Below are 16,280 nucleotides of genomic sequence, written 5' to 3'. Positions count from 1 at the left end.
AGTGCGAGCTGATTGCTCGCCCCACGTCGCTGTGGGAGCACACGGCTTCATCTATCGTCCCATAGCACATGGGTGCGATCAAGAGATGAACGGGCCGTATCTGTGCATCTTGCTGTGCATTCCCTCACAGCACTGGAGGGTTCGCACAATCGGCGTCGTCTCGAGTGAAGGATCCTGAGGAATGCGAACAAAGGTCGTCCGCGCGCTCGCCGCGCTGATCGTGGGGCTCGAGGGGATCGCACTCGTCGTCCTCACGATCTGGCAGATCGCGGCCGTCGTCGCCGGCGACACCGTGGCGATCGAGAGCGCTCTCGCCCTGATCGTGCTGACGGCGGTCGGCGCCGCGATCGTGCTCGCGTTCGCGGTCGGGATCCAGCGCGGACAATCGTGGGGTCGCTCGGGAGGGATCGTGACGCAGGCGCTGATCCTGGCCGTCGCGCTCGGAGCGGCGACCGGCGCGTACGCTCACCCGATCCTGGGCGTCGAGATCGCGATCCCCGCGGTCATCGCCCTCGTGCTGATCGTGCTGGCAGCCCGCGACGCGGGGCGCGCGGCATCCGTCGACTCGGTGGACGAGTCGCCGTCGATCTAGACGCCGAGCAGTCCGCGCAGCCGCGCGACATGACCGGTCGCCTTGATGTTGTAGAGCGCCTGCGTGACGCGGCCCTCGGCGTCGAGGACGAACGTCGAGCGGATGACGCCCTGCACGACCTTGCCGTAGTTCATCTTGTCGCCCCACACGCCGTACTGCTCGTGCACCGTGTGGTCGGGGTCGCTCAGGAGGTCGTACGCGAGACCGTCGCGCTCGCGGAAGCGGCGGAGCTTCTCGGGTGCGTCGCGGGAGACGCCGAGGATCGTGTACCCGGCGGCCTGAAGGGGAGCGAGGCTGTCGCGGAAGTCGCACGCCTCGGTCGTGCAGCCCGGCGTCATGGCCTCGGGGTAGAAGAACAGGATGACGGGGCCCCCGCGGAGGCTCTCGAGCGTTACGGGCCGCTCGTCCTGGTCGACGAGCGTGAAGGAGGGGGCGAGGTCACCGGGTTCGAGGCGTGTGGTCACCCCTCCACGATAGTCACCCGCGCGGGTCAGGGCTGTGGCCCGAACTTCTCGCCGAAGGTCTCGAGCAGTCGCTGCAGCGAGTCGAGCCGGCCTGCGCCGTTCGGTCCGAGGCGGCCCTCGGCGAGAGCCTCGTTCAGCGCGCAGTCGGGCGCATCGGGCAGATGCGTGCACCCCCGCGGGCACTCCTCGGCGATGACGGCGAGGTCGGTGAAGGACTTCAGGATGTTGGCGGTGTCAACGTGCCCGAGCCCGAACGAGCGCACGCCGGGCGTGTCGATCACCCAGCCGGCGCCGCCCTCGCCACGGTAGCGGAGCGACACTGTCGAGCTGGACGTGTGCCGACCGCGTCCCGTGACGACGTTGACGTGGCCGGTCGCGCGCTTCGCGTCCGGCACGAGCGCGTTCACGAGTGTGGACTTCCCCACTCCCGAGTGGCCGACGAAGACGGTCGAGTGGCCTACGAGCGCTGCGCCGACGCGTTCGAGGGGCATCTCCTCCTGCGCGCTCGTGAAGACCTCGAGGTCGAGCCCGTCGAAGTGGGAGAGGAACTCCGACGGATCGGCGAGGTCGGTCTTCGTCACGACGAGGAGGGGACGGATGCCGGCATCCAGCGCCGCGACGAGGTACCGGTCGACCAGGCGCTCGCGCGGCTCGGGGTCCGCCGCCGCGACGACGACGAGCATCTGGTCGGCGTTGGCGACGATGATGCGCTCGACCTGATCGGTGTCGTCGGCGCTGCGGCGCAGGAGCGACGTGCGCTCCTCGATGCCCACGATGCGCGAGAGCGTGCCCTCGTCGCCGGAGCGGTCGCCCACGACGCGCGCCCTGTCGCCCGTGACGATCGGCGTCTTGCGCAGCTCGCGCGCCCGGACGGCGAGGATCGTCCGTTCGTCCGCACCGTCCTCGTCGACGAGCACGGTGTAGCGCCCGCGATCGACGCCCAGCACGCGGGCGATCTCGGCGTCGGCATGCGCAGGCCGGCGCTTCGTGCGCGGGCGATTCGCCTTCGGGTTGGGCCGGACGCGGATGTCGGCTTCGTCGAAGTCGTCTTCGTCGTCGTCCTCGCCCTGATCGAGCCAGCTCACGATGCCTGCATCGCCCCCGTGTCGACCGAGGCATCGTCGCCGCTGCCTGCGAGCATGCCCGCCCACAGCTCGGGGAACTGCGGCATCGTCTTGGCGGTCGTGCCGATGTCGTCGACCTCGACGCCCGGCACGGCCAGGCCGATGAGCGCGCCCGTCGTGGCGAGACGATGGTCGTGGTGCGCGCGCCAGGTGCCGCCGTGCAGCGCGCGGGGCACGATGCGGATGCCGTCCTCGAGCTCCTCCGCTTCGCCGCCGAGTGCGCGCAGATTGCCGATCAGCGCCGCGATGCGATCGGTCTCGTGGCCGCGGATGTGCCCGATGCCGTACAGCGTCGTCGGCGCATCGGCGAAGGCGGCGAGCGCGAAGATCGTGGGAGTGAGCTCGCCGGCGGCCGAGAGGTCGAGATCGACGCCCTGGATGCCGGAGCCTCCCGTGACGGTGAGCGTCCCGCCCCGCCGTGTCGCACGCGCTCCCATGACCGAGAGGATGTCGGCCAGCAGGTGGCCGGGCTGCGTCGAGTGCGCCGGCCAGCCCGTGACGCCGACCGACCCGCCGACGATCATCGCGGCCGCGAGGAACGGCGCGGCGTTGGAGAGGTCGGGCTCGATCGCGACATCCTTGCCGCGGATCGCGCCCGCGGGGACGATCCACTCGTCGGGTGCGGGCCGCTCGACATGCACGCCGCGGTGTGCGAGCGACTCGACCGTCATGTCGATGTGCGGGATGCTGGGGAGGCGCTCGCCGACGTGGTGCAGGTGCAGGCCCACGTCGAAGCGCGGGGCCGCCAGCAGCAGCCCCGAGACGAACTGGCTCGACGCGCTCGCGTCGATCGACACCTCGCCGCCGCGCACGTGCCCGTGACCGCGCACGATGAACGGAAGCGACCAGTGGCCGCCGTCGTCGATGTCGACCCCGACGTCGCGCAGGGTCTTGATCATGGCGCCCATCGGTCGATGCAGTGCGCTCTCGTGCGCCGTGAGCGTCACGTCGCCCTTCGCGAAGCCGCCGAGCGGGGCGACGAACCTCATGACGGTGCCCGCCTGGCCGGAATCGACGGTCGATCCTCCGGTGAGCGGCCAGGCCGGCGTGACGAGCAGATCTTCACCGAAGGAGCCACCGCCCGCGACGGGCTCGACGCCGACGCCCAGCGCCCGCAGCGCCTCGATCATCCGCGCGGAATCGTCGGAGTGCAGGGGCGAGGTCAGCGTGCTCGGGCCGTCCGCCAGCGCCGCGAGGATGAGCTCGCGGTTGGTCAGGGATTTCGAGCCGGGCACGGTCACGGTCGCCGCGAGGGGCCCTGCGGCCACGGGCGCGCTCCAGGGTCCGCGCTGGCGCGGTGCGGGGGTGGGGGAATACCCGTCGGCTGTCATCGGGTTCTACCCTACTGAACCGCTTCCTCCGGGCCGCGGAAACGACACCGACAGACACCACTCGAAGGGGCACTGTGACAGCGATCATCGAACGCGCGCCGTCCGCGGCATCCATCGACGTACTCGAAGGGCTCTGGCAGGCGTCAGCCGTAGACTGGGCCGCGATGACCGACCAGGCAGAGAAGACGCAGGACGCGAGCGCGCAGTTCGAAGAGCAGGCACTGCCCTTCATGGATCAGCTGTACGCCGCGGCGATGCGCATGACCCGCAATCCGGCCGACGCCGCCGACCTCGTGCAGGAGACCTTCGTCAAGGCGTTCGCGTCGTGGCGCACCTTCACGCAGGGCACCAACCTCAAGGCGTGGCTGTACCGCATCCTCACGAACACGTACATCAACACGTATCGCAAGAAGCAGCGGGAGCCGTACCAGGGCACGATCGACGAGCTCGAGGACTGGCAGCTGGGCGGAGCCGAGTCGACGACCGCGACGACGAGCCGGTCGGCCGAGGCCGAGGCGATCGACCACATGCCGGCATCCGTCGTCAAAGACGCGCTGCAGGCGATTCCGGAGGACTTCCGGTTGGCGGTGTACCTCGCGGACGTCGAGGGCTTCGCCTACCAGGAGATCGCCGACATCATGAAAACCCCCATCGGCACGGTCATGAGCCGTCTGCACCGTGGCAGACGAATGCTCCGTGAACTGCTGGCCGACTATGCGAAGGAGCGCGGCATCGACGTCGCCGCGACAGGAGCGAAGAAATGACAGACTGCGGCTGCGAGAAGGCGAAGCAGGACCTCGAGGAGTACCTGCGCAACGAGGTGTGCAAGACCCAGCACTCCGACATCAAGGAGCACTTGGCATCGTGCCCCGACTGCCAGAGTGAGGCGCTCGTCGCGACGACCCTCACCGAGGTCGTGGCTCGGGCGTGCAAGGAGTCCGCGCCCGAAGAGCTTCGCGACCAGGTGCTCGCGAGGCTGCGATCGGTGCAGGCCACGCACTGACGCTCACGCGGGCCGCGGCACCAGCACCCTGAGGGCGCCCGGCACGACGTCGACCGTCACAGGCAGCGCCGCGATCGGGTCGCCGTCGGCGTAGGCGGTGATCCCGGACGCGTCGAGCCGGATGCTGCGGCCGCGGTACGTCTCGACCTCGGGTCGTTCGACGTGCGTGCCCTTGTAGACCGTCGGCAGAAGTCGCAGCAGCCTTAGGCGCCCGGCGGGGCGCACGACCGTGACGTCGAGGAGCCCGTCGGAGGCATCGGCGTGCGGACAGATCGGGATGCGGCCGCCGTACGAGCGGGTGTTCCCGACGCTCGCCATCACGAAGGGGCCCTCGATGCGCTCGCCGTCGACCTCGATGGCATAGCGGCTCGCCTTGAGGAAGAGGAACTCGACGAGGATCGCGATGTTGTAGCGCATGTCGCCTCGGGGCCAGGTCATGCGGTTCGCGCGATCGTTGACATACGAGTCGAACCCGCTCGCGAGCACCGTCGCGTACAGGCGCTCGGTGCCCGCTCCGTCGGTCACGCGCGCCAGGTCGACGTCGATGCCGTGCCCCGCCGCGATGACGTCCGCCGCCGTCGCGGGATCGAGCTCGGGGATGCCGAGGTGGGCTGCGAAGTCGTTGCCCGTGCCGGCGGGGACGATGCCCAGCGGGATGCCGGTGCCCGCGAGGTGGGGCAGGGCGAGGTTGATCGTGCCGTCGCCCCCCGCGACGACGAGGGCGTCGGTGCCGAGCTCTACCGCCGTGCGGATGAGCTCGGACGACTCCTCGGCGCTGCCGCCGCTGATGACGGTGACGGAGTGGCCGAGTTCGCGCAGCCGCTCGGTCGTGCGCGTCGCGGCGTGCGTGTGCGCGCCGGCGCGGGCGGCGGGGTTGACGACGAGGGCGATGTTCACAGCGGTGTGAGCCTATCGGGAGAGATTCAGGGGAGGAGCGCTCCGGGGTTCATGATGCCCCGGGGGTCGACCTCGGCCTTCACCGCGCGCAGCACCGCGATGCCGAGCGGGCCGATCTCGGCCTCGAGGAAGGCTCGGTGATCGCGCCCGACGGCGTGGTGGTGCGTGATCGTGCCGCCCGCGTCGCCGATGGCGCGGGATGCGGCATCCTTCGCCCTCATCCACTGCCCCTCGGGGTCGCTCGTCAGCGTTGCGACGACGGTGAAGTACAGCGACGCACCCGCGGGGTACACGTGCGAGATGTGGCAGAGCACGATCGGCTTCGTGCCGTCGGCGGCGAGGCTCGCGGCGAGCGCCGCCGTGACGGCGCCCTTGAGCTCGGCGAGCCGGGCCCACGTCGTCGCGGTCTCGAGCGTCTCGGCGAGGATGCCGGAGTCGAGCAGCGTGTCGCGCAGCGCGGGGGATGCGTAGCGGCCGCGCTCCCAGGACCGCGCGGGGTCCTCGCCGCGGGACGTCGCGCCGTGCCGCGCGAACACCGCGCCGAGCGCCGCGCGCGTCGCCTCGGCGTCGGCGTCGTCCGCACCCTCGAAGGTGGCGATGACCAGGCATCCCCTCATCCGCATGAAGTGCCCGCCGAGCGTCGCGTTCACCTTCGTCTCGGTCTCGTCGCTGAGGCGCAGGACGGTGGGCCGGATGCCGCGCTGCGTCGCTTCGCGCAGGGCTTCGGCGCCTGCGGCGAAGTCGGGGAACGTCCACGCCTCGTAGAGCGTCGCGGCGGGCAGGGGCTTGATGCGCACCGTCACCTCCGTGAGCACGCCGAACGCGCCCTCCGAGCCGAGGAAGAGCTGGCGCAGGTCCGGGCCGGCGGCGCTCGCGGGCGCGCGCCCGAGGTCGAGCTCGCCCGCCGGCGTCGCGACACGCAGGGCGTGCACGAGATCGTCGAATCTGCCGTAGCCGCGCGAGGCCTGTCCGCTCGACCGCGTCGCGGCGAAGCCGCCGATGGAGGCGTAGAGGAAGCTCTGCGGGAAGTGGCCCAGCGTGTACCCGTGCGCCGCGAGCAGCTCCTCGGCCTGAGGGCCCGTCGTGCCGGCGCCGAAGGTCGCGAGGAGCGACTCGGCGTCGAGCGCGAGCAGCGCCGCAGTGCGCGTGAGATCGAGGGCGACGACGGTGCGGTGGGTCCCGGCATCCGGATCCACCCCGCCGACGACCGAGGTCCCTCCGCCGAACGGCACGACGGCGATCCCGGCGTCGTCGCAGGCGCGGAGGACCGCGAGCACCTCGTCGTGCGAGGCCGGCGACACGACCGCGTCGGGTGCGACCTGTGGCTCTGCCGAGCGACGGTGGAGCAGATCGGGAGTGCTCTTGCCGCCGAGGTGCAGCACGCGGACGGCGTCGTCGGAGGTCGCGTTCTCGGCGCCGACCGCGGCGCGGAGCGGCGCGAGATCGGCGTCGTCGAGGCGGCTCCGCGTGAGGACGGGGGTGCCGACCCGGGCGACGGGATGCGCCTTGCCGGGCAGCAGCGTCGCGATGAGCGCCTTCGCGGCGGCGGGGAGGCGAGCCGGTTCGGTGCCCCAGGCATCCCACGTCGAGCGGGCGCGCGGACGAGGGAACGACGGCTGTGTCAGCACCATGGCGACAGTATGACACATTGTGTATGTTTGTCACATGGCCGACGGAGTGACCGATACCGAGAGCACGATCCTGGACGCCGCGCGCGACGAGGTCCTCGCCTACGGCATCCGCAAGACGACGGCATCCGACATCGCGAAGCGCGCGGGCATCGCCCGCCAGACGCTCTATCGCTACTATCCCGATGCGCAGGCGGTCTTCGCGGCGCTCGTGACGCGCGAACTCGTCGCGGTCCTGCCCGTCGCGGCGCCGCCCGCGGAGACGCTGGACGAGCTCGTCGGAATGCTCGTGGCGACAGCGGGCGCCATCCGCCGCATGCCCCTCGTCGACCGACTGCGCGAGACGGACCCCGAGCTCTTCGGCCGCTATCTGCTCGAGCGGCTCGGCACGACGCAGCGCGTCATCGTCGCCGAGACCGCACGGCGTCTGGCCGCTGCGCAGCAGTCCGGTGCGGTGCGGGCCGGCGAGCCCGAACGCCTGGCGGCGATGGTGCTGCTCATCGCGCAGTCCGCCGTGCTCTCGGCGCCGCTCGTGACCGAGTGGATCTCGGGCGACGCGTGGGCCGACGAGCTGACCCTCGCCCTGCGCGGATACCTGGGGGCGTGAGCATGCGCATCGTGGGGCGGACGCCGCATCCTTCCGCGCTCGACGCGGCACGGCGCGCACGCGAACTCGACGCGCTCGCGGACGATCCCCGCATCGACGTGCTCGTCGTCGGAGGAGGGATCACGGGAGCCGGGATCGCGCTGGATGCGGCATCCCGCGGCCTGCGCACCGTGCTCGTCGAACGTCACGACCTCGCCCACGGCACGAGCCGGTGGAGCTCGAAGCTCGCCCACGGCGGTCTGCGGTATCTCGCGTCAGGACAGCTCGCCATCGCGCACGAGAGCGCCGCCGAACGGCATCTGCTCCTGACCCGCCTCGCGCCGCACCTCACGCGGCCTCTCGGTCAGGTGCTGCCGCTGTACGCGCCGGGTCACGTCGCGCGCGGGGTCTGGGTGGGGCTGGGCTACGGCCTCGGCGACGGACTGCGTCGCGCCGTGGGAACCCCCGACGCCGTGCTGCACGCGCCGAGCGCGATCGGCCGCGACGAGGCACTGCGCCTGGCTCCCGCGATCAGCGACGACCACCTGCGCGGCGGGATGCGCGGCTGGGACGGCCAGCTCATCGACGACGCCCGGCTCGTGATCGCCGTCGCGCGCACGGCCGCGGGGCACGGGGCATCCATCCTCACGCGGGTCTCGGCCGTCTCGGCGACGGGAGACTCGGCACGCCTGCGCGACGAGCTCACGGGGCAGGAGATCGACGTGCGCGCCCGCGCCGTCATCTCGGCGACAGGTGTGTGGGCGGGCGGACTCGATCCCGCCGTGCACCTGCGGCCCAGCCGCGGCACGCACCTCGTGGTCGACTCCGCGCGCCTGGGCGGGGCCGAGGCATCCCTCACCGTCCCCGTGCCCGGTTCGTCCAGCCGCTTCGTCTTCACGGTGCCCGCGATCCACGGTCGCACGTACATCGGCCTGACCGACGTGCCGGCGCGCCTGCCGATCCCCGACGTTCCGCACGCGACCGACGACGAGATCGAGATGCTGCTCGGCACGGTCAACACGGTGCTGCGCGACCCGCTGGAGCGCGCGGACGTCATGGCGACCTTCGCAGGGCTGCGCCCGCTGCTCGATCTCGGCGGCGACGGCGACACGAGCGACCTCTCGCGCCGGCATGCGGTGCTCACCTCGGACGACGGGGTGCTGACGGTGGTCGGCGGCAAGCTCACGACGTATCGGCGCATGGCGCAGGACGGAGTGGATGCCGCGGTCCGCGCGCGCTTCGCCGCGGCCGCGGTGCCGGCATCGCGCACCCGGTCGATCCCCCTCGTAGGAGCGTGGCCGCGTGATCGGCTGAGCGAGATCCAAGCGCCGGCGCGGCTCGTGCGGCGATACGGAGCCGAAGCGCCGTTCGCGCGGGCGCTCGGCGACGGGCCCTCAGCCGCGCGCGGCGTGACCCCGCAGGAGCTGCAGTGGGGCGTCGAGGTCGAAGGCGCCCTCACGATCGACGATCTGCTGCACCGCCGCACGCGGCTCGGGCTCGTGCCGGCTGACGCGGAGGCGTCGATGGATGCCGCGGCCGCCGCCTTCGAACGAGCCGGTGCGACTCCGGCAGACCTCGTGACGCACTGAGTCGGTCGCCGCCGAAGATCGCCTGAGAGGCTCGCCTCATCGCGGTCACCACGAGGCGTCTTCGGCCGCCCCCGGAATCAGGAGAAGTGCGGAGAACCGGACCGGAACACGGCCGATGGCTCCGGATCTCGGCACATCTCCTGCTCTCGGAACGCGCCGGTGGCCCCGGGCAACGGCCAGGTCTCGGTCTCCGGCAGCGCGATTGGCAGGATTCGCGGGAACGACGGCCGATACCCGCGAGCGCGGTGTCGGGCGTCGCCGCGAGACTTGACCGGTGAACCACAGGAGCGGCGGTCTCGGCCTCGTGCAGGGGACCGCACTGTACGTCGCGTCGGTGCTCGGCACGGGGCTCCTCGTGCTGCCGGGCCTCGCGGCCGAGGTCGCCGGACCGGCGAGCATCGTCGCAGTGATCGCCGTCATCGGCCTGTCGATCCCGCTGGCGGGCACCTTCGCGGCGCTCGCCGCGCGCTACCCCGACCCCGGCGGTGTCGCGAGCTACGCGCGGCGCGCACTCGGCGGCACCGTGGCGCGGATGACGGGGTACTGGTTCATGTTCGGCGTCGCCGCGGGCGCCCCCGTCGTCGCGGTGCTCGGCGCCGAGTACGTCGCGGCGATCGTGGGCATCGACCGGTCGATGGTGCCGGTGCTCGCGGCATCCTTCTTCCTCCCGCCCTTCGCCGCCAACGCGTTCGGCGTGCGCGTCGCGGGATGGATGCAGTTCGTGCTCACGGCGCTTCTGCTGGCCGTGGTCGTCGGAGTGGTCGCCCTCGCCGCGCCCGCCGTGGAGCCGCAGAACTTCGCGCCGTTCCTGCCGCACGGGTGGCTCGGCGTCGGCACCGCTATCAGCCTCTTCGTGTGGGCGTTCGCGGGGTGGGAGGTCGGCACGCACATCTCGGGCGAGTTCCGCGACCCCCGCCGCGTGATCCCGCTCGCGACGACGATCGCGCTCGTCATCACGGGTGCCTGCTATCTCGTGCTGCAGATCGTGACGGTCGGTGCGCTGGGCTCCTCGGCGGGCGAAGGACAGGTGCCGCTCCTCGACCTCGCGCGGCTCGGGTCGCCGGTCGTCGGTGCGGCCGCGGTCGGCGCGATCGCCGGCATCGTGGCGCTCGGCGTGCTCAACGCCTACCTCGCGGCGTTCGCGAAGCTCGGGGCATCCCTCGCCGAGAACCGCGATCTGCCGCGCTGGTTCGCGAAGGGCGCCGAGTCGGGCGGCATCCCGCGCCGCGCGCTCGCTCTCACGGGCGGCGTGTTCGCGATCTGGTTCGCGCTCATGCTCTCGTCGGGACTCGAGCTGACGGGCTTCATCCTCGTGCACACGAGCTGCATGGTCTCGATCTACGCCGTCGGCATGATCGCGGCCGTGCGGCTCCTGCGTCGCGGCACCGCCGGGTGGTGGCTCGCGCTCGTCGCAGCCGTGCTGTGCATCGGGCTCGTCGCCCTCGCGTGGGCGTCGCTGCTGCCGGCGGCAGGGCTCGCGCTGGCGGCGATCGCCGTCACGCTCTGGCGGCGGATGCGGCCGTCCCGCCGGAACGACGACGCGGGCCGGGCCGACATCGTCGAGCCCGACCCGCGTGCGGCGTCGGTGGAGAGCTGAGACTACTTCCCGAGCGTCAGGGCCTTCTGCATGATGGCGGCCTGCTCGGCGGCGTGCTTCTTGGGCGAGCCCGTCGCCGTGGAGGCGGCGGCCGCGCGGGAGACACGACGGATCGTTCGACCGTGCAGGTGCTTCACCACCTCGAGCGCGATGAACGGCCAGGCGCCCTGATTCTCGGGCTCGTCCTGCACCCAGACCAGTTCGGCGTTGGGGTAGCTGTCGATCACGGCATTGAGCTCGTCGATCGGGGCCGGATAGAACTGCTCGAGGCGCACGAGGGCGATCTCGGGGTTCGGGTTCTTCTCGAGCTCGGCGCGGAGGTCCCAGTGGATCTTGCCCGCGTGCAGGAGCACGCGCTTGACCGCTGCCTTGTCGACACCGCGGTCGTCGTCGAGGACCGGCTCGAACCTGCCCTCGAGGAAGTCCTCGACGGGGCTCGTCGCCCCGCGCAGGCGCAGCATCGCCTTGGGCGTGAACACGATGAGCGGGCGGCGCGGACGCGCGTAGGCCTGGCGGCGCAGCAGGTGGAAGTACGACGCCGGAGTCGACGGGCGCGCGACGATCATGTTGTCCTGCGCGCACATCTGCAGGTACCGCTCGATGCGGGCCGACGAGTGGTCCGGCCCCTGGCCTTCGTAACCGTGGGGGAGCAGCAGCGCCACGCTCGACTGCTGACCCCACTTCTGGTCGGCCGACGAGAGGTACTCGTCGATGACCGACTGTGCGCCGTTGGCGAAGTCGCCGAACTGCGCCTCCCACAGCACCAGCGCGTCGGGGCGCTCCACGCTGTAGCCGTACTCGAACGCCATCGCGGCGTACTCGCTGAGGAGGGAGTCGTAGACCCAGAAGCGGCCCTGATCCGCACTCAGGTTGGTGAGCGGGATCCACTCCTGGCCGTTCGCGCGGTCGTGCAGCACCGAGTGACGCTGCACGAACGTTCCACGGCGCGCATCCTGTCCGACGAGACGGACGTTGGTCTGCTCGAGCAGCAGCGAGCCGAAGGCGAGGAGCTCGCCGAAGGCCCAGTCGATCTGCCCGTTGCGGCTCATGTCGAGGCGCTTGTCGAGCAGCTGCTGCAGCTTCGTGTGCACCGTGAAGCCCTCGGGCTTGTTGACGAACGTGTCGCCGATGAGCTGCACGACCTCGCGCGAGACACCCGTGGTGTCGGGTTCGCCGGCGGGGGCCGCGGCATCCTCGTCCGCCACCACGACCGGCGTCGTGCCGGTCTCGGCCGCGTGGGTCTCGGTGAAGGCGACCTCGAGGCGGTCCTGGAAGTTCTGCTTCGCCTTCTCGTACTCCTCCTCGGTGATGTCGCCGCGGCCGACCAGGGCCTCGGTGTAGAGGCGGCGGACAGAGCGCTTCGCCTCGATGAGGTTCGTCATGAGCGGCTGCGTCATCGACGGGTCGTCGCCCTCGTTGTGACCGCGGCGACGGTAGCTCACGAGATCGATGACGACGTCGCGGTGGAACCGCTCGCGATAGGCGAAGGCGAGCTGCGACACTCGGACGACGGCTTCGGGATCGTCGCCGTTCACGTGCAGCACCGGCGCCTGGATCGTCTTGGCGACGTCCGTCGCGTACACCGAGGTGCGGCCGTCCTGCGGCGTCGTGGTGAAGCCGACCTGGTTGTTGACGACGACGTGGATCGTGCCGCCCGTGCGGTAGCCGCGCAGCTGCGACATCTGAAGGGTCTCGACGACGACGCCCTGACCCGCGAATGCGGCGTCGCCGTGCACGAGGATCGGCAGCCACGAGAACGTGCCGAGGGGCTTGCGGTCCTGCTTCGCGCGGACGATGCCCTCGAGCACGCCGTCGACGGTCTCGAGGTGCGAGGGGTTCGCAGCGAGATAGATCGGCAGCTCCGTCCCGCGGTCGTCGACGAAGGTGCCCTCGGTGCCGAGGTGGTACTTGACGTCGCCCGACCCGCTCTTGGAGCCGATGGCGACCGAGCCCTCGAACTCGCGGAACACCTGGCCGTAGGTCTTGCCCGCGATGTTGGTCAGCACGTTGAGGCGGCCGCGGTGGGCCATGCCGATCGCGGCGCCGTCGAGACCGGCTTCTGCGGCCCCCTGCAGGATCTCGTCGAGGAGCGGGATCAGGGACTCGGAGCCCTCGAGGCTGAAGCGCTTCTGCCCGACGTACTTCGTCTGCAGGAACGTCTCGAACGCCTCGCCCTGCTGCAGCTTGTCGAGGATGCGCAGCTGCTCGTCGTGACCCGGCTTCTGGTACTTGACCTCGACGTTCTCCTGGAACCACGCGCGCTGCTCGGGGTCCTGGATGTGCATGTACTCGATGCCGATCGTGCGGCAGTACGAGTCGCGCAGCACCCCGAGGATCTCGCGGAGCTTCAGCATCCGCTTTCCGCCGAACCCTCCCGTCACGAACTCGCGATCGAGATCCCAGAACGTGAGGCCGTGGTTCTCGATCTCCAGGTCGGGGTGCGTGCGCTGCACGTACTCGAGCGGGTCGATGTCGGCCATCAGGTGGCCGCGAACGCGGTACGAGTTGATGAGCTCCTGCACGCGGGCCTGCTTGTCGACGCGCTCCGCGAGGTCGACGTTGATGTCGGCCGCCCAGTGGATGGGGGCGTAGGGGATGCGCAGGGCGGCGAAGATGTCGTCGTAGAAGTCGCGCTGCCCGATGAGCAGCTCATGCACCTTCTTGAGGAACTCGCCCGAGCCGGCGCCCTGGATCACGCGGTGGTCGTACGTGCTCGTGAGGGTGATCGTCTTGCCGATCGCGAGCTCGTTGAGCGTCTTGGGGCTCGCGCCCTGGAACTCGGCGGGGTACTCGAGGGCTCCGGCGCCGACGATGCAGCCCTGGCCCTTCATGAGGCGCGGCACGGAGTGCACCGTGCCGATGCCGCCCGGATTGGTGAGCGAGATCGTCGTGCCCTGGAAGTCCGCCGCCGTGAGCTTGTTGTTGCGCGCTCGCGAGATGAGGTCCTCGTACGAGGCGAGGTACTCGCCGAACGTGAGCGTGTCGGCGCGCTTGATGCTCGGCACGAGCAGCGCGCGGGTGCCGTCGGGCTTGGGGATGTCGACCGCGATGCCCAGGTTGATGTGCGCGGGGGCCACGACCGACGGCTTGCCGTCGATCTCGGCGTAGAAGACGTTCTGGCTCGGGAACTCCTTGAGGGCCCGGATGATCGCCCAGCCGATGAGGTGCGTGAAGCTGACCTTGCCGCCGCGGGTGCGCGACATGTGGTTGTTGATCACGATGCGGTTGTCGATCATGAGCTTCGCGGGCACGGTGCGGACGCTCGTCGCGGTCGGCACCGTGAGCGACTCGTCCATGTTGTGCGCGAGCGACTTGGGCATGCCGCGGAGGACCGTGACCTTGTCCTCTTCGCTCTGCTCGACGGCCGCCGACGGCTGGGCCTTCGGCGCCTGCGCCGGGATCGGCTGCGGCGCGGCCGGGCGGGTCGTGGTGCGGGCGACCGGCTGAGCGCCGATGACGGGCACGGGTGCCGTCACGGGATGCGGGTCGGATGCCGCGGGCTTCGCGGGCTCGGATGCCGCGGGCTTCGCGGGCTCGGATGCCGTGGGCTTCGCCGCCTCGGACGCCGGGACCGTCGGCGCCGAGGGCACGCGCGGTGCCGCGGCGGAGTCGGAGGGACGGTAGGCCTCGAGAATGGGCCACCACTCCTTGTCCACGGAGTTCCGGTCGACTTTGAACTGCTCGTACAGCTCCTCGACGAGCCACTCGTTCGCTCCGAACTCTCCTTCGTTCGAAACCCCGAGGCCCGTCACCTGGCTCGACACTCTCGATCGCCTGCTTTCATCGATGAAGATCTGAGATTCGTGCGGGACGAATCCGCCCACGCGCACGGGGATCAAGCCTAACCCCATCGGCTGAGACAGATCCGGACAAGTCCCGTTCATCGGCGAAAGAATCGCATCATCTGCCGCCCAGGAAGAATCACTACCCTTGACAGCCATGGAGTTCTACGGCGCGCGACCCGAAGTCGACCTCACCTACTCGGACGTCTTCCTCGTCCCACGCCGCTCCGCCGTCACGAGCCGGCTCGACGTCGACCTGTCTCCCGGGGACGGGTCGACCGCGACGATACCCATCGTGTCCTCGAACATGAACTCCGTCACCGGTCCGCGCCTGGCGGCGACGCTCGCACGCCGCGGCGGCCTCGGGGTGCTCCCGCAGGACATGCCCCTGCAGGACCTCGACGCCGCGATCCGGTGGGTCAAGGACCAGCCGGTGCCGTGGGACACGCCCCTCGTGCTCGGCCCCGACGCGACGGTCGCCGAGGCCGCCAGGCTCCTTCCCGCGACGGAGGGCCACGGCATCGTCGTGGTGTCCGATCCGGACGCGCCCCGCATCCATGTCGACGACATCCTCGGGGTCGTCGCCGCAACGCGGCTGGGCACGGCCCTGCCCGATGCGCGCTTGGGAGACCTCACACGCGGCAGGACGGCATCCATCGACGCCGACGACGTCGAGAGCGCGCGCCACGCCTTCGACCTCATCGTCGCGGCCGACGCCGAGATCACGTGCGTCCTGCACCACGGCTTCCTGGTCGGCACGCTCTCGCGCCGCAGCGCGCTGCGCGCGACACTGTACCGCCCCGCCGTCGACGCGTCGGGCCGGCTCATCGTCGCGGCCGCCGTCGGCATCAACGGCGACGTCGCCTCCAAGGCCAAGGCGCTCGCGGCGGCCGGTGTCGACGTCCTCGTCGTCGACACGGCCCACGGGCACCAGGAGGGGATGCTGCGGGCGCTGCACGCCGTGTCCCAGCTCGACCTCGGCATCCCGATCGCCGCCGGCAACATCGTGACGGCCGAAGGCGCGCACGACCTCGTCGCCGCCGGCGCGTCGATCCTCAAGGTCGGCGTCGGACCCGGCGCGATGTGCACGACCCGCATGATGACCGCGGTCGGCCGCCCACAGTTCTCGGCCGTGCTCGAGACGGCCGAAGCGGCCCGGGTCATGGGCGCGCACGTGTGGGCCGACGGGGGAGTCCGCTACCCGCGCGATGTCGCGCTCGCGCTCGCGGCGGGCGCGGCATCCGTCATGATCGGCTCGTGGTTCGCCGGCACGATCGAGGCCCCCGGTCAGCTGCAGACGGATGCCTCGGGCCGCACGTATAAGGAATCGTGGGGCATGGCCTCGACCAAGGCCGTCCACGAGCGCTTCGGCCGGCTCGATCCGTACGAGCTCGCGCGCAAGGAGCTCTTCGCCGAGGGCATCTCGTCGTCGAAGATCTACCTCGACCCGCTGCGTCCCGGCCTCGAGGATCTGCTCGACATGATCACGTCGGGTGTGCGCTCGTCGTTCACGTACGCCGGTGCCGCCTCGGTCGCCGAATTCCACGATCGGGCCCGCGTCGGCCTGCAGTCCGCCGCGGGGTACGAAGAGGGCAAGGCGCTCCCCGTCAGCTGGTAGGCCGCTCTACGACGCAGGAGTGCGGCGCCGAATGGATGTCGCGGGTGCGGCAGTCTGTCAGCATCCGCT

At 70.9% G+C, this 16,280-nt stretch carries 13 protein-coding genes; 7 read left to right on the top strand and 6 right to left on the bottom strand.

From position 1 onward, the window contains the following. Nucleotides 1-181: 181 nt before the first annotated feature. On the top strand, nt 182-592 hold the full coding sequence (locus ACTIFV_RS04000; RefSeq protein ID WP_439591482.1) for a histidine kinase: 411 nt from the start codon (nt 182-184) through the stop codon (nt 590-592). Here the strand turns inward: ACTIFV_RS04000 and bcp are convergent. From bcp to aroA, 3 genes are read right to left on the bottom strand one after another with little or no spacing between them, the layout of a single operon-like run. Next, the gene (bcp, locus tag ACTIFV_RS03995; RefSeq protein ID WP_439591481.1) at nt 589-1,056 is read right to left on the bottom strand and encodes a thioredoxin-dependent thiol peroxidase; all 468 of its coding nucleotides are present in this window, start codon (nt 1,054-1,056) and stop codon (nt 589-591) included. The two genes, ACTIFV_RS04000 and bcp, sit on opposite strands and share 4 nt — an antisense overlap. A gap of 26 nt (nt 1,057-1,082) precedes the next feature. Further along, entirely contained in the window at nt 1,083-2,141 is a 1,059-nt protein-coding gene (rsgA, locus tag ACTIFV_RS03990; protein ID WP_439591480.1) for a ribosome small subunit-dependent GTPase A, read from the bottom strand. Beyond that, nucleotides 2,138-3,511 (bottom strand): 3-phosphoshikimate 1-carboxyvinyltransferase, encoded by a 1,374-nt coding sequence (gene aroA / locus ACTIFV_RS03985; protein WP_439591479.1) that lies wholly within the window; start codon nt 3,509-3,511, stop codon nt 2,138-2,140. Before aroA ends, rsgA begins: the two co-directional genes overlap by 4 nt. 164 nt (nt 3,512-3,675) lie before the next feature. On the opposite strand from aroA, the gene ACTIFV_RS03980 reads away from it, so the two are divergent. Together ACTIFV_RS03980 and ACTIFV_RS03975 are read left to right on the top strand one after the other, a co-directional pair. Then, entirely contained in the window at nt 3,676-4,275 is a 600-nt protein-coding gene (locus ACTIFV_RS03980) for a sigma-70 family RNA polymerase sigma factor (RefSeq protein ID WP_439591835.1), read from the top strand. Then, on the top strand, nt 4,272-4,514 hold the full coding sequence (locus ACTIFV_RS03975) for a zf-HC2 domain-containing protein (protein WP_439591478.1): 243 nt from the start codon (nt 4,272-4,274) through the stop codon (nt 4,512-4,514). The genes ACTIFV_RS03980 and ACTIFV_RS03975 overlap by 4 nt, the downstream gene beginning before the upstream one ends. A 3-nt stretch (nt 4,515-4,517) precedes the next feature. On the opposite strand, the gene ACTIFV_RS03970 is transcribed toward ACTIFV_RS03975, so the two are convergent. After that, nucleotides 4,518-5,411: a diacylglycerol kinase gene (locus ACTIFV_RS03970; RefSeq protein WP_439591477.1), complete on the bottom strand. Its 894-nt coding sequence runs from the start codon at nt 5,409-5,411 to the stop codon at nt 4,518-4,520. Nucleotides 5,412-5,437: 26 nt separating this feature from the next. Further along, nucleotides 5,438-7,042, bottom strand: coding sequence for an FAD-binding oxidoreductase (locus tag ACTIFV_RS03965; protein WP_439591476.1), 1,605 nt, complete (start codon nt 7,040-7,042; stop codon nt 5,438-5,440). Between the two features lie 34 nt (nt 7,043-7,076). Here ACTIFV_RS03965 and ACTIFV_RS03960 point away from each other — a divergent pair, with 34 nt between their 5' ends. From ACTIFV_RS03960 to ACTIFV_RS03950, 3 genes are all read left to right on the top strand, one after another. After that, entirely contained in the window at nt 7,077-7,646 is a 570-nt protein-coding gene (locus ACTIFV_RS03960; protein ID WP_439591475.1) for a TetR/AcrR family transcriptional regulator, read from the top strand. 2 nt (nt 7,647-7,648) lie between these two features. After that, nucleotides 7,649-9,214 carry a glycerol-3-phosphate dehydrogenase/oxidase gene (locus ACTIFV_RS03955; RefSeq protein WP_439591834.1) on the top strand — a complete coding sequence of 522 codons (1,566 nt, stop codon included), beginning with the start codon at nt 7,649-7,651 and terminating at the stop codon, nt 9,212-9,214. 274 nt (nt 9,215-9,488) lie between these two features. After that, nucleotides 9,489-10,811, top strand: a complete 1,323-nt coding sequence (locus tag ACTIFV_RS03950; RefSeq protein WP_439591474.1) for an APC family permease — start codon at nt 9,489-9,491, stop codon at nt 10,809-10,811. Nucleotides 10,812-10,813: 2 nt separating this feature from the next. Here the strand turns inward: ACTIFV_RS03950 and ACTIFV_RS03945 are convergent, their stop codons facing one another. Then, nucleotides 10,814-14,575, bottom strand: coding sequence for a multifunctional oxoglutarate decarboxylase/oxoglutarate dehydrogenase thiamine pyrophosphate-binding subunit/dihydrolipoyllysine-residue succinyltransferase subunit (locus ACTIFV_RS03945; protein WP_439591473.1), 3,762 nt, complete (start codon nt 14,573-14,575; stop codon nt 10,814-10,816). 175 nt (nt 14,576-14,750) lie between these two features. Here ACTIFV_RS03945 and ACTIFV_RS03940 point away from each other — a divergent pair, with 175 nt between their 5' ends. Further along, nucleotides 14,751-16,211 carry a GuaB1 family IMP dehydrogenase-related protein gene (locus ACTIFV_RS03940; protein WP_439591833.1) on the top strand — a complete coding sequence of 487 codons (1,461 nt, stop codon included), beginning with the start codon at nt 14,751-14,753 and terminating at the stop codon, nt 16,209-16,211. The last annotated feature ends 69 nt before the right edge of the window (nt 16,212-16,280 follow it).

The sequence above is a fragment of the Microbacterium sp. genome (assembly GCF_051860965.1).
Classification (GTDB): Bacteria; Actinomycetota; Actinomycetes; order Actinomycetales; family Microbacteriaceae; genus Microbacterium.
This window is presented reverse-complemented; position numbering and strand designations above follow the sequence as displayed.